Annotated in this window: 12 protein-coding genes; 9 read left to right on the top strand and 3 right to left on the bottom strand. The window is 54.7% G+C overall.

What is annotated here, in order from left to right; all coding sequences use genetic code 11:
- Positions 1–17: 17 nt before the first annotated feature.
- Positions 18–1,286, bottom strand: a complete 1,269-nt coding sequence (locus MX657_RS18555; protein ID WP_218727427.1) for an OprD family outer membrane porin — start codon at positions 1,284–1,286, stop codon at positions 18–20.
- 211 nt (positions 1,287–1,497) lie between these two features.
- Positions 1,498–2,256, bottom strand: a complete 759-nt coding sequence (locus tag MX657_RS18550) for a M48 family metallopeptidase (protein WP_080330052.1) — start codon at positions 2,254–2,256, stop codon at positions 1,498–1,500.
- 272 nt (positions 2,257–2,528) lie between these two features.
- On the opposite strand from MX657_RS18550, the gene tkt reads away from it, so the two are divergent.
- The 7 genes from tkt (at position 2,529) to MX657_RS18515 (ending at position 10,907) form a co-directional block, all read left to right on the top strand.
- A complete protein-coding gene (gene tkt / locus MX657_RS18545; protein WP_218727421.1) occupies positions 2,529–4,520 on the top strand; it encodes a transketolase in 1,992 nt (663 codons plus the stop codon).
- A gap of 337 nt (positions 4,521–4,857) precedes the next feature.
- On the top strand, positions 4,858–5,877 hold the full coding sequence (epd, locus tag MX657_RS18540; protein ID WP_080330054.1) for an erythrose-4-phosphate dehydrogenase: 1,020 nt from the start codon (positions 4,858–4,860) through the stop codon (positions 5,875–5,877).
- Positions 5,878–5,926: 49 nt separating this feature from the next.
- Entirely contained in the window at positions 5,927–7,090 is a 1,164-nt protein-coding gene (gene pgk, locus MX657_RS18535) for a phosphoglycerate kinase (protein WP_023309116.1), read from the top strand.
- Positions 7,091–7,182: 92 nt separating this feature from the next.
- Positions 7,183–8,262, top strand: a complete 1,080-nt coding sequence (gene fbaA, locus MX657_RS18530) for a class II fructose-bisphosphate aldolase (protein WP_061097137.1) — start codon at positions 7,183–7,185, stop codon at positions 8,260–8,262.
- A 186-nt stretch (positions 8,263–8,448) separates the two neighbouring features.
- Positions 8,449–9,303, top strand: a complete 855-nt coding sequence (gene mscS, locus MX657_RS18525) for a small-conductance mechanosensitive channel MscS (RefSeq protein WP_119917093.1) — start codon at positions 8,449–8,451, stop codon at positions 9,301–9,303.
- Between the two features lie 143 nt (positions 9,304–9,446).
- Positions 9,447–10,082 (top strand): arginine exporter ArgO, encoded by a 636-nt coding sequence (gene argO, locus MX657_RS18520; RefSeq protein WP_003860085.1) that lies wholly within the window; start codon positions 9,447–9,449, stop codon positions 10,080–10,082.
- A gap of 93 nt (positions 10,083–10,175) precedes the next feature.
- Complete coding sequence (locus tag MX657_RS18515; protein WP_080330057.1) at positions 10,176–10,907, top strand: oxidative stress defense protein; 732 nt, start codon at positions 10,176–10,178, stop codon at positions 10,905–10,907.
- Between the two features lie 43 nt (positions 10,908–10,950).
- Here the strand turns inward: MX657_RS18515 and argP are convergent, their stop codons facing one another.
- Entirely contained in the window at positions 10,951–11,844 is an 894-nt protein-coding gene (gene argP, locus MX657_RS18510) for a DNA-binding transcriptional regulator ArgP (protein WP_003860089.1), read from the bottom strand.
- Positions 11,845–11,971: 127 nt separating this feature from the next.
- Here argP and rpiA point away from each other — a divergent pair, with 127 nt between their 5' ends.
- Together rpiA and serA are read left to right on the top strand one after the other, a co-directional pair.
- Complete coding sequence (gene rpiA / locus MX657_RS18505; protein WP_080330058.1) at positions 11,972–12,631, top strand: ribose-5-phosphate isomerase RpiA; 660 nt, start codon at positions 11,972–11,974, stop codon at positions 12,629–12,631.
- Between the two features lie 266 nt (positions 12,632–12,897).
- Positions 12,898–14,130, top strand: a complete 1,233-nt coding sequence (gene serA / locus MX657_RS18500) for a phosphoglycerate dehydrogenase (RefSeq protein WP_041908347.1) — start codon at positions 12,898–12,900, stop codon at positions 14,128–14,130.
- The last annotated feature ends 66 nt before the right edge of the window (positions 14,131–14,196 follow it).

Here is a 14,196-nt window from a genome sequence, read left to right as displayed (position 1 = left end):
GAGGTTTTTTATTGCCTTCAGAACACGTTGAACGGGTACTCTACGTAAGCGCGGATCTCGTCCCCGCCCACGTTATAGTCGCTGGCGTTGCTGGAGACGCGCAGTACGGAATAGCGCAGTTTCAGTTTCAGATCCTTCGCCGGACCGTCCTGCACCTGGTACTGGATCTGGTTAAACCACTCGTGTTCTTTGCCGTTGCTGGTTTCAGACGTCTTAATGTTGTCGCCGCGCACGTAGGCCGTGGTCCAGCTCAGGCCCGGCAGGCCGAGGCCGCCAAAGTCCAGGCCGTACGACGCCTGCCAGGAACGTTCATCTTCGCCGTTAAAATCAGACCAGTAAGAGTTCGCCAGCCAGATGGTGTTGCCGCCGTCACCCACGCCGCCCTTGTCGCGATAGCCGCCGTAGTTGTAGCCGGTGCTGCCGCTGCTCTGCTGGTATGCCACTTTGAACGTATGAATATCCCAGATGTAGCTCGCCGCCAGGCTCCAGATGGAGTTACTGCGGCCCGTGTCGAGGCTGTCCGCGTAACCCTGATCCAGACGTGAGTTATAACCGTTGAAGTCGAGTACCAGCTGCTGCCCCGTGCTGAACGGTTGTTTGAAGTTCAGACCAAGATACTGTTTGTTCATCACCTCTTCGTTATGAGAGGCGTATAGCGCGCCGCTGAACTGGTCGTTGAACTGGTAGCTTGCGCCGCCGAAGGTCAGGCTTTTCAGGCCGCTGTCGTGGCGGTCGTCGCTTTTACGCTGCTCGTCGGTGAAATAACCGGCGTTCACTTCCAGCCCGTCGATCTCCTTCGAGGTCAGCATGGTACCGGTGTAGCTTTCAAACAGCAGACGGGAGCTGTCGGCATTGACAATTGGCAGCTCAGGACGCTGATTGCCATAACTCAGTACGGTATTAGAGATGCGCATTTTGGCCGTCGCGCCAAACTTTGCCAGATCGGATTTGGCCCGGCCATCATCGTCCTGTTTAAAGAAGTCGATGCCGCCCGCACCGCTCTTGCCGCGACCGCCATCCAGGCGCACGCCGTACTGTGCGATGCCGTCCACGCCAAAGCCCACCAGCCCTTCGGTATAACCGGATTCAAAGGTGGCGATGATACCCTGGCCCCATTCGGCTTTATCCTGCTGGCCCTGATGGTAATCACGGCTGATATACGCATTGCGTAAAAACAGGTCTAAATGGCTGTCGTCGATAAAACCTTTGCTGTCAGATTGCTGGCTGGCAGCGGCAGGTAATGCGGCGAATAAACTTAAAGCAATTAATGATAATTCTTTTTTCACGGAGGGAACGTCTCTGTCTTAATATATTAAATTGAATTACTGCGCGTTTGATAATTACCGGAATGGTTAACGATTGCAATAAATATGTGACCAGACATTTCAATAGGGAAGGGCTGATTTAACGCGGTGTTCAGGGGGGGTTACCGATACGTGCGATTAAGTTGGCAATTCATGCGAAATAAAAAGGAGGCAAAATTGCCTCCTTCCAATATTATTTAATTCCGTCAGCGGCCATACGGTCTCGAATATGCTGCGCGCGCGCTTCTGAGGCCGGGTGATCGTCAAACATGGAGCTTTGGCGTCCCGCTTCCAGTTTGGCCAGTTTTTCAAAGCTGGTGGCTAAACCTGATGGGTTAATGCCGCGTTTGCGCAACAGATCGTAGGAGTAGTCGTCCGCTTCGGATTCCTGACGCTGTGAGAACTGGGAGTTAACCAGCTTTTCGCCTACGTCACCCAGCTGTGACTGGGACAGGCTGCCAACGATACCGCCCGCAGAAGCCGCCGCCGCGCGGATGGCGTTAGTGCCTAAGGCAACCTGCATCCCTTTCTTGACGTGGCCGAGCGCAACGTGGCCCATTTCGTGGCCGATCACCGCTTCGACTTCGTTGTCGGTCATCATGTCCATCAGGCCGCTATAGACGCGGATGCAGCCGTTGGCCATCGCAAAGGCGTTGACGTCTTTCGCCATGTAAACCTTGTAGTTAACCGGCTGGCCGTTGATGTTATCGCCAAGCGCGGAAGCAATCTTATTCAGACGCTGTGTGTAGGTACTGTCAGCCGGGGCAAGCGTGGCTTTTCCGTCCATATCTTTACAGGCCTGATCGCTCAGCGCTTTCACCTGCGCGTCGCTCAGGGAATAGGCCTGAAAGGCTTCTGCGCCTGACGTCATCAGACCGTTAGAATCCATACTCTGACAGCCGCTCAGCAGGAGCGTCGTACCCAGGGCCAGCACTATTGCACGCATTTTCATGAGGTTGCTTCCGTACTCGTTAATCTGAATAAAATCCGAAAAGTGCACCGTCAGCGAAGCCGGTGTCGGGCTAAGTATAAGGAATATCTACAGGGGCGGGCGAGCAGATTGCGCAACATGCGAGCATGATCCAGAGATTTCTTATCCTGCAAAAGAATGCTCCATGTACATGCCCTGCGGCTTGGGTTACATTGTTGGCACTTTTTTCCGGCGTAGCCCAAAACGCGCTGTCGTCAAGGGCATGGCCTTTAACAGTCCGATCTGGAGTTAAAATGTCCTCACGTAAAGAGCTTGCTAATGCTATTCGTGCGCTGAGCATGGACGCAGTACAGAAAGCCAAATCCGGCCACCCGGGTGCCCCTATGGGTATGGCTGATATCGCCGAAGTCCTGTGGCGTGATTTCCTTAACCACAACCCTCAGAACCCGGCATGGGCTGACCGCGACCGTTTCGTGCTGTCTAACGGCCACGGCTCTATGCTGATCTACAGCCTGCTGCACCTCACCGGCTACGATCTGCCTATCGAAGAGCTGAAAAACTTCCGTCAGCTGCACTCCAAAACTCCAGGTCACCCGGAAGTGGGTTACACCGCTGGCGTAGAAACCACCACCGGCCCGCTGGGTCAGGGTATTGCTAACGCAGTGGGTATGGCGATTGCCGAGAAGACCCTGGCGGCGCAGTTCAACCGTCCTGGCCACGACATCGTTGACCACTTCACTTACGCATTCCTGGGCGACGGCTGCATGATGGAAGGCATTTCTCACGAAGTGTGCTCCCTGGCCGGTACCCTGAAGCTGGGCAAACTGGTTGCGTTCTATGACGACAACGGTATCTCCATCGACGGTCATGTTGAAGGCTGGTTCACTGACGACACCGCAGCACGTTTCGAAGCCTACGGCTGGCACGTTGTGCGTGGCGTTGATGGCCACGATGCTGACTCGATTAAACGTGCAGTAGAAGAAGCGCGTGCTGTGACCGACAAACCGTCCCTGCTGATGTGCAAAACCATCATCGGCTTCGGTTCTCCGAACAAAGCGGGCACCCATGACTCCCACGGCGCACCGCTGGGCGATGCGGAAATCGCACTGACCCGTGAGCAGCTTGGCTGGAAACACCCTGCATTCGAAATCCCGTCTGAAATCTATGCTCAGTGGGATGCAAAAGAAGTGGGCCAGGCGAAAGAAGCGGCCTGGAACGAGAAGTTCGCTGCTTATGCGAAAGCGTTCCCTCAGGAAGCGGCTGAATTCACCCGTCGTATGAAAGGTGACATGCCGTCTGACTTCGACGCGAAAGCGAACGAGTTCATCGCTAAGCTGCAGGCGAACCCGTCTAAAATCGCGAGCCGTAAAGCGTCTCAGAATGCGATTGAAGCGTTTGGTCCGCTGCTGCCAGAATTCCTGGGCGGCTCCGCTGACCTGGCGCCGTCTAACCTGACCCTGTGGTCTGGCTCTAAGCCAATCAACGAAGATACTGCCGGTAACTACATCCATTACGGTGTACGTGAATTCGGTATGACCGCGATTGCCAACGGTATCTCTCTGCACGGCGGTTTCCTGCCGTACACCTCCACCTTCCTGATGTTCGTGGAATATGCACGTAACGCCGTGCGTATGGCTGCGCTGATGAAACAGCGTCAGGTGATGGTCTACACCCATGACTCCATTGGTCTGGGCGAAGATGGCCCAACTCACCAGCCGGTAGAGCAGGTGGCTTCCCTGCGCGTGACCCCGAACATGAGCACATGGCGCCCATGTGACCAGGTTGAATCCGCGGTAGCGTGGAAGTACGGCGTTGAACGTCAGGACGGTCCAACCGCGCTGATCCTCTCCCGTCAGAACCTGGCGCAGCAGGAGCGTACTCCAGAGCAGCTGGCGAACATCGCACGCGGTGGTTACGTGCTGAAAGATTGCGCGGGCCAGCCTGAGCTGATCTTCATCGCCACCGGTTCAGAAGTTGAACTGGCTGTAGCAGCATGGGAAAAACTGACTGCCGAGGGCGTGAAGGCGCGTGTGGTTTCCATGCCGTCTACCGATGCGTTCGACAAGCAGGATGCGGCTTACCGTGAATCCGTACTGCCTAAAGCGGTTTCCGCTCGCGTGGCAGTGGAAGCGGGTATTGCTGACTACTGGTTCAAATACGTGGGTCTGAACGGCGCTATCGTCGGTATGACCACCTTCGGTGAATCTGCTCCTGCAGAACTGCTGTTCGAAGAGTTCGGCTTCACCGTTGAGAACGTTGTCGCTAAGGCAAAAGAACTGCTGTAATTGTTTGTCCGGTGCGGGCTGATGCCCTCACCCTGGCTCTCTCCCACGGGGAGAGGGAGAATAAAGTAGGCCGGGTAAGCGCTAACGCGCCACCCGGCTTTTTTGTAAGCATTATTCCACCCAAAATGTGACGCAAGTCATATAGCTCGCTTATTCATCTGGACAGACATTCCTTTTATTCCTCGATTCGCTTATTCTTGCTGAAGCGTTTCAGTCGATTAAATGTTCGACAATTGACCAATCAATCGCAGTTTGTGATAGCAAAGATTCCCCTTCGGGCGTAGCTGGATTACTCTTTCAGCCACCTCAAACTCAGGGATAGCTTTGCAGGAGATCTATGACCGTACGCGTAGCGATTAATGGCTTCGGTCGCATCGGGCGCAACGTGGTTCGTGCTTTATATGAATCCGGGCGTCGTGCGGAAATTACCGTGGTAGCAATCAACGAACTGGCGGATGCTGCGGGCATGGCGCATTTGTTGAAATATGACACCAGCCACGGACGCTTTGCCTGGGACGTTCGCCAGGAAAGAGATCAGCTGTTTGTCGGCGACGATGCCATCCGCGTACTGCATGAGAGCAGCATTGCAGGGCTACCGTGGCGTGAACTGGGTGTAGATGTGGTACTGGACTGTACCGGCGTTTATGGCAGCCGCGAACATGGCGAAGCACATCTGGCTGCTGGTGCAAAAAAAGTCCTCTTTTCTCATCCCGGCAGTAACGACCTCGACGCAACCGTCGTGTTTGGCGTCAACCAGCATGAGCTGCAGGCCGAACACCGTATTGTCTCCAACGCCTCCTGCACCACCAACTGCATTATTCCGGTCATCAAACTGTTAGACGATGCGTATGGCATAGAATCCGGCACCGTGACCACGATTCACTCCGCCATGCACGATCAGCAGGTTATCGACGCCTATCACCCGGATTTGCGACGCACTCGCGCGGCGAGCCAGTCTATCATCCCGGTGGATACAAAGCTGGCTGCCGGGATCACCCGCATTTTCCCGCAGTTTAACGACCGTTTTGAAGCGATTGCCGTGCGTGTTCCCACGATAAACGTCACCGCAATTGATCTCAGCGTGACGGTGAAAAAACCGGTAAAAGCCTGTGAAGTCAACCTGTTGCTGCAAAAAGCGGCACAGGGGGCATTTCATGGTATAGTTGACTATACGGAATTACCGTTGGTCTCAGTAGATTTTAACCACGACCCGCACAGCGCCATCGTAGATGGCACACAAACTCGAGTCAGTGGTGCACACCTTATCAAGACGCTGGTCTGGTGTGATAACGAATGGGGCTTTGCTAACCGAATGCTCGACACCACGTTAGCAATGGCCGCTCAAGGTTTCAGGTAAGACGCATCGTGCGTCTGCAAAACTTTAAGAATCAACGAGAGGATTCACCATGTCTGTAATTAAGATGACCGATCTGGATCTGGCTGGTAAACGCGTTTTCATCCGTGCCGATCTGAACGTACCGGTTAAAGATGGCAAAGTGACCAGCGACGCGCGTATCCGTGCATCTCTGCCAACCATCGAACTGGCTCTGAAGCAGGGCGCGAAAGTGATGGTCACCTCCCACCTGGGCCGTCCAACCGAAGGCGAGTACAACGAAGAGTTCTCTCTGCTGCCAGTTGTTAATTACCTGAAAGACAAACTGTCCAACCCGGTTCGCCTGGTGAAAGATTACCTGGACGGCGTTGAAGTCGCTGCCGGTGAACTGGTTGTTCTGGAAAACGTTCGCTTCAACAAAGGCGAGAAGAAAGACGACGAAACCCTGTCCAAAAAATACGCTGCACTGTGCGACGTATTCGTCATGGATGCATTCGGTACGGCTCACCGTGCGCAGGCGTCTACCCACGGTATCGGTAAATTCGCCGACGTCGCGTGTGCGGGTCCTCTGCTGGCTGACGAACTGGAAGCGCTGGGTAAAGCACTGAAAGAACCTGCTCGTCCAATGGTCGCTATCGTTGGTGGTTCAAAAGTGTCTACCAAACTGACCGTTCTGGATTCCCTGTCTAAAATCGCTGACCAGCTGATCGTTGGCGGTGGTATCGCAAACACCTTCGTTGCCGCTCAGGGCCACAACGTGGGTAAATCGCTGTATGAAGCAGACCTGGTTGACGAAGCCAAACGCCTGCTGGGCACCTGTGATATCCCGGTTCCAACTGACGTTCGCGTGGCGACCGAGTTCTCTGAAACCGCAACCGCGACCCTGAAATCTGTTAACGACATCAAAGATGAAGAGCAGATCCTGGACCTGGGCGACGTTTCTGCACAGAAACTGGCTGAAATCCTGAAAAACGCAAAAACTATCCTGTGGAACGGTCCTGTCGGCGTGTTCGAATTCCCGAACTTCCGTAAAGGGACTGAAATCGTTGCTAACGCTATCGCAGACAGCGAAGCGTTCTCTATCGCAGGCGGTGGTGACACCCTGGCAGCAATCGACCTGTTCGGTATCGCTGACAAGATCTCCTACATCTCCACTGGTGGCGGCGCATTCCTCGAGTTCGTGGAAGGCAAAGTTCTGCCAGCAGTAGCAATGCTCGAAGAGCGCGCTAAGAAGTAAGCCATTCAGGGGCAGGGAAACCTGCCCAATTTTCAGCGCGCTTATAAGAGCTCGCACCTTTTCTAACGGCCGAAGATACAGGACTAAGCAACATGTCTAAAATTTTTGATTTCGTAAAACCTGGCGTTATCACTGGTGATGACGTACAGAAAGTGTTCCAGGTAGCTAAAGAAAACAACTTCGCTCTGCCAGCAGTTAACTGCGTGGGTACCGACTCCATCAACGCCGTACTGGAAACTGCTGCTAAAGTTAAAGCGCCAGTTATCGTTCAGTTCTCTAACGGCGGCGCTGCGTTCATCGCAGGTAAAGGCGTGAAAACTGACATTCCTCAGGGCGCTGCAATCCTGGGTGCTATTTCTGGTGCGCACCACGTTCACCAGATGGCTGAGCACTACGGTGTGCCAGTTATCCTGCACACTGACCACTGCGCGAAGAAACTGCTGCCGTGGATCGACGGTCTGCTGGACGCGGGTGAAAAACACTTCGCAGCAACCGGTAAGCCACTGTTCTCTTCTCATATGATCGACCTGTCTGAAGAGTCACTGCACGAAAACATCGAAATCTGCTCTAAATACCTGGCGCGCATGGCCAAAATGGACATGACCCTGGAAATTGAACTGGGTTGCACCGGTGGTGAAGAAGACGGCGTGGACAACAGTCACATGGACGCTTCTGCCCTGTACACCCAGCCAGAAGACGTTGATTACGCCTACACCGAGCTGAGCAAAATCAGCCCACGCTTCACCATCGCAGCGTCCTTCGGTAACGTGCACGGCGTTTACAAACCAGGTAACGTGGTTCTGACCCCGACCATCCTGCGCGATTCTCAGGAATACGTTTCCAAGAAACACAACCTGCCGCACAACAGCCTGAACTTCGTCTTCCACGGCGGTTCCGGTTCTTCTGCTCAGGAAATCAAAGACTCCGTAAGCTACGGCGTAGTGAAAATGAACATCGATACCGACACCCAGTGGGCAACCTGGGACGGTATCCTGCAATACTACAAAACCAACGAAGCTTACCTGCAGGGCCAGCTGGGCAACCCGAAAGGCGAAGACCAGCCGAACAAGAAATACTACGATCCACGCGTATGGCTGCGCGCTGCACAGACGTCCATGGTGACCCGTCTGGAGCAGGCATTCAAAGAACTGAACGCGATCGACGTTCTGTAATTTGAGCTGCTAACAGCATCAGAAGGCCCGCAAATGCGGGCCTTTTTTTATGCGTTCTCAACATGCTGCAACATCTGCTTTTGTGATCTGTTTGGCAAAACTTGCGCTTTTTGTTTACCCTTTACTGACCTGCCTGTCTCCCTGAGGGATAGATTTAGTGTTTTGGTTTAACAAAAGGAAGAATAAATGGAACAACTCGATGTTGTAGACAGCATCAATCACGCCGGTAACTGGCTGGTGCGCAACCAGGCGTTATTGCTGAGCTACACCGTTAATATTGCTGCTGCCATTGTCATTATCATCGTCGGGATGATCGTGGCGCGGATTGTATCGAACGCGGTCAATCGCGTGATGCTTGCTCGTCACATTGACGCCACAGTGGCTGATTTCCTTTCTGCACTGGTGCGCTATGGCATCATCGCGTTCACGCTGATTGCAGCTCTGGGGCGCGTGGGCGTTCAGACGGCATCGGTTATTGCTGTGCTCGGTGCCGCTGGTCTGGCTACTGCGCTGGCGCTGCAGGGCTCGCTTTCAAACCTGGCGGCAGGCGTGCTGCTGGTCACCTTCCGTCCGTTCCGCTCGGGTGAATACGTTGATCTTGGCGGGATTGCCGGAACCGTGCTGCAGGTGCAGATTTTCTCAACAACGCTGCGTACCGTTGATGGCCGTATTGTGGTGGTGCCGAACGGTAAAATCATCGCCGGCAATATCATTAACTTCTCCCGCGAGCCGGTGCGCCGTAACGAGCTGATTATCAGCGTGGCGTATGATTCCGACATCGATCAGGTGAAGTCGCTGATCAGCAACATCATTGCATCAGACGATCGCATTCTGAAAGACAAAGAGCAGACGGTTCGCCTGAACGAGCTGGGCGCGTCCTCGATTAACTTTGTGGTGCGTATCTGGAGCAAAAGCAGCGATCTGCAAAACGTCTACTGGGACGTACTGGAACGCATCAAACGCGAGTTTGACGCCAACGGCATCAGCTTCCCGTACCCGCAGATGGACGTAAATGTTAAAAAAGTCAAAGAAGCAGAGTAACTTTACCAGTAGGCCCGGTAAGCGCTAGCCACCGGGCTTTTTGGTTATTAGCCGTGCTAATCCCCAATTAATATTATCCATTTCCTCTTATGTAATTCGCGCAGTATAGTCAACTTCCAGAACAATACTGTGAGAATTTCTTCATGTTATCGTATTATTTTCAGGGGCTTGCGTTAGGCGCGGCCATGATCCTCCCCCTTGGTCCACAAAATGCGTTTGTGATGAACCAGGGCATTCGCCGCCAGTATCATCTGATGATTGCCCTGCTATGCGCGGTGAGCGATTTGCTGCTGATTTGCGCCGGGATCTTTGGCGGCAGCGCGTTGCTGATGCAATCCCCATGGCTGCTGGCGCTGGTCACCTGGGGCGGCGTGGCGTTCCTGCTGTGGTACGGATTCGGTGCCCTGAAAACTGCAATGAGCAGCAATCTTGAACTGGCGAGCGCCGAAGTGATGAAGCAAGGGCGCTGGAAGATTATCGTCACCATGCTGGCGGTCACCTGGCTAAATCCGCACGTCTACCTCGATACCTTTGTGGTGCTGGGCAGCCTGGGCGGACAGCTGGACGTTGAGCCGAAACGCTGGTTTGCGCTCGGCACGGTCAGTGCCTCTTTCCTCTGGTTCTTCGGCCTGGCAATCCTGGCAGCGTGGCTGGCACCGCGCCTGCGGACTGCTAAAGCGCAGCGCATCATTAATACGCTGGTGGGGCTGGTGATGTGGTTTATCGCTTTCCAGCTGGCGAAAGAGGGGATTCATCACGTACAGGGATTGTTCAACTAAGCGTTTGTCTTATGGACATCTGAACAAGACCCGCTAAGCTTGCTGGCATGCGCCCTGTTGTTGGGGCACTCTTCGCAACATGGAGGAATGACAGTGAAGTTTAAAGTGATGGCCCTGGCGGCATTAGTAAGTTTAGGTGCGGTGTCGGTGCAGGCAAGTGAACTGCCGGATGGCCCGCACATCGTCACGTCAGGCACCGCAAGCGTGGACGCGGTACCGGATGTTGCAACCCTGGCAATTGAAGTGAATGTGGCTGCAAAAGATGCCGCTTCCGCCAAAAAACAGGCAGACGATCGTGTTGCGCAATATCTCTCTTTCCTGGAACAGAACGGTGTTGCTAAAAAAGACATCAGCTCTGCGAACCTGCGTACCCAACCGGATTACGACTACCAGAACGGCAAAAGTATCCTGAAAGGCTATCGCGCCGTGCGCACTGTGGAAGTGACCGTGCGCCAGCTGGACAAGCTGAATTCCCTGCTGGACGGCGCGCTGAAGGCGGGCCTGAACGAAATCCGTTCTGTGTCGCTGGGCGTTGCGCAACCGGAGAAGTATAAAGACGAAGCGCGTAAAGCGGCGATTGACGATGCTATTCATCAGGCGGAACAGCTGGCGTCCGGCTTCAAGAGTAAGCTCGGCCCGGTTTACAGCGTGCGTTACCACGTCTCTAACTACCAGCCAAGCCCGATGGTGCGGATGATGAAGGCGGATGCCGCCCCGGTTTCTGCTCAGGAAACCTACGAGCAGCCAACCATTCAGTTCGACGATCAGGTGGATGTGGTCTTCCAGCTGGAGCCTGTTGCAGCACAGCCGAAACCTGCACAATAATCAGTAGGCCGGGTAAGGCGTAGCCGCCACCCGGCTTTTCTTTTTAATCCTGCCTCAAAACCTTGTGCCCAAATGCCAGCAGCGCGTCGGTGACGTTGCGCATCATGCGGCTTTCCGGCGCAAAGCGGTGCCAGTACAGCATCCGGCGCTGATAGAGACCCGGCGTTAAATCAATCAGCTCACCGCTTTTTAACTCTTTCTCAATTTGCAGATGTGGGATCATGCAGCAGGTGGTGCCCTGACGTGCAAGCTGCACAAAGGCTTCTGACGAGTTGACGATATGGCACGGCACGCTGCCCGGAGGCAGGTCGAAATTCTGCTGCAGGAAAGCCTGATGCATATCGTCCAGATGGTCGAACGCCACGGCAGGCGCCTTCAGCAGCGCGGCGCGGGTGACGCCGTTCGGGAAGTAGCGCTCAGCGAAGGCTTTTGAACCGACAAACAGGTAGTCCAGCGCACCTAGCTGATCCACCAGGCAGCTCGGCAGCGCCTGAGGCTGGATACTGACCGCCCCAACCACTTCACCGCGACGCAGGCGCTCCTGGGTGCGGGTTTCATCTTCAACCTGGAGATTCAGGCGGATAGGGGAGTCGGCCAGCACTGGCGCAAGAGCCGGCAACAGCCAGGTTGCCAGACTGTCAGCGTTGACCGCCAGCGAGAGCAGCAGCGGCGTGGAGCCCGTTTGTTCATCACCCAGCCACTCATCTTCCAGCAGTTCAACCTGGCGCAGCAGGGCGAGGAGCTTTTGCCCTTGTTCCGTTGGACGCGGCGGCACGGTACGCACCAGCAGCGGCTGCCCGAACATGTTTTCAAGCTGTTTGATACGCTGTGATACGGCGGACTGGGTGATGCACAGCTTTTGCGCCGCGCGTTCAAAACCGCGTTCACGAATAACTGCATCAAGTGCCTGTAGTGTTCTGTAGTCCGGACGTTTCATTGCTCTGGCTGACTCCTTAATTTTGCTTAATCTGCACTATGACACAATTTTCCCTTCGTGGCAGACGAAATCCATTCGACGTGTTCTATAATGCGCCCTGAGTTTTCACACCACAGGCAAAACGATCATGACGCAGGATGAACTGAAAAAAGCAGTAGGATGGGCCGCTCTCCAGTACGTACAGCCAGGTACCATTGTCGGTGTTGGTACGGGGTCGACGGCGGCACACTTTATCGATGCGCTGGGCACGATGAAGGGGCAGATCGAGGGCGCGGTATCCAGCTCCGATGCCTCCACGGAAAAGCTGAAAAGCCTCGGCATTACCGTTTTCGATCTCAACGAAGTGGATCGTCTGGGGATTTACGTTGATGGCGCGGATGAAATCAACGGCCATATGCAGATGATTAAAGGCGGCGGCGCGGCGCTGACGCGCGAAAAGATCATTGCCTCCGTTGCGGACAAGTTTATCTGCATCGCGGACGCCTCCAAGCAGGTCGACATTCTGGGTAATTTTCCGCTGCCGGTCGAAGTGATCCCAATGGCCCGTAGTGCGGTTGCGCGTCAGCTGGTGAAGCTGGGTGGTCGTCCGGAATATCGTCAGGGTGTGGTCACTGACAACGGTAACGTGATCCTCGACGTTCACGGTCTGGAGATTCTCGACGCGATTGCCATGGAAAACGCCATCAACGGCATTCCAGGCGTCGTCACTGTAGGGTTATTTGCCAATCGTGGCGCGGACGTGGCGCTGATCGGTACGGCTGACGGTGTGAAAACCATCGTAAAATGATCTGACGGGGGGAGCCTTCCCCCCGCTAAAAAATTTTTGAAAAGCTAAATTCGGTGACTTGTGTCACGTTTTTCCGCCTCTTTTGCCGATCCTGCCGCGTTCATAAATTTCCGCAGCATTTTCCTCTGCCATTTAGCCCTGTATGACTTTTCTTCAGAGTGCCGACGCAAACGTTCATATTGCTGCAATAGTTTTTTTTGATATGTTGGCTACAGCGGATTTTAATCCAGCACAACATCAGTTCAGATAAAAACAGGGTCGGGGAAATGGCAAAGGTATCACTGGAGAAAGACAAGATTAAATTCCTGCTGGTCGAGGGCGTGCACCAGAAAGCGCTTGATAGCCTTCGTGCGGCGGGTTACACCAACATCGAATTTCACAAAGGTGCGCTGGACACGGAAGAGCTGAAAGCCGCTATCCGTGATGCCCACTTCATTGGCCTGCGATCCCGTACCCACCTGACTGAAGACGTGATTGCAGCGGCAGAAAAGCTGGTTGCTATTGGCTGCTTCTGCATCGGCACCAACCAGGTCGACCTGAACGCTGCCGCCAAACGCGGTATCCCGGTCTTTAACGCGCCGTTCTCCAACACCCGTTCCGTGGCGGAGTTGGTGATTGGCGAACTGCTGCTGCTGCTGCGCGGTATCCCGGAAGCTAACGCCAAAGCGCACCGCGGCGTGTGGAACAAACTGGCCGCAGGCTCATACGAAGCCCGTGGTAAAAAACTGGGTATCATCGGCTACGGCCACATCGGTACCCAGCTGGGGATCCTGGCGGAGTCGCTGGGGATGCACGTTTACTTCTACGATATTGAAAGCAAGCTGCCGCTGGGTAACGCGACGCAGGTGCAGCATCTCTCTGACCTGCTGAACATGAGCGACGTGGTGAGCCTGCACGTGCCGGAAAACGCCTCCACCAAAAACATGATGGGCGCGGAAGAGCTGGCGCTGATGAAGCCGGGCTCTCTGCTGATCAACGCCGCTCGCGGTACGGTGGTCGATATTCCTGCGCTGTGCGACGCGCTGAAGCGTAAGCATCTGGCGGGGGCGGCCATCGACGTGTTCCCGACGGAGCCTGCCACCAACAGCGATCCGTTTAACTCTCCGCTGTGCGAATTCGACAACGTGATCCTGACGCCACACATCGGCGGTTCGACTCAGGAAGCGCAGGAAAATATCGGTCTGGAAGTGGCGGGTAAGCTGAGCAAATATTCCGACAACGGTTCAACGCTCTCTGCGGTGAACTTCCCGGAAGTGTCTCTGCCGCTGCACGGTGGTCGTCGTCTGCTGCACATCCACGAAAACCGTCCTGGCGTGCTGACCGCCATCAACCAGATCTTTGCCGAGCAGAGCGTTAACATTGCCGCCCAGTACCTGCAAACCAACTCGCAGATGGGCTACGTGGTTATCGATATTGAAGCCGATGAAGATGTTGCCGAGAAAGCGCTGCAGAGCATGAAGGCCATACCGGGGACAATTCGCGCGCGTCTGCTGTACTGATCCGTGCGGTCTGTGGTGTCGGGTGGCGCTGACGCTTACCCGACCTACAATGTTCGAGGTTTTTCG

Origin of the sequence: Enterobacter chuandaensis (genome assembly GCF_039718975.1) — a bacterium.
GTDB classification, from domain to species: Bacteria; Pseudomonadota; Gammaproteobacteria; order Enterobacterales; family Enterobacteriaceae; genus Enterobacter; species Enterobacter chuandaensis.
Note: the sequence above shows the minus strand (reverse complement) of the source record. Positions and strands in the feature narration are given on the sequence as shown.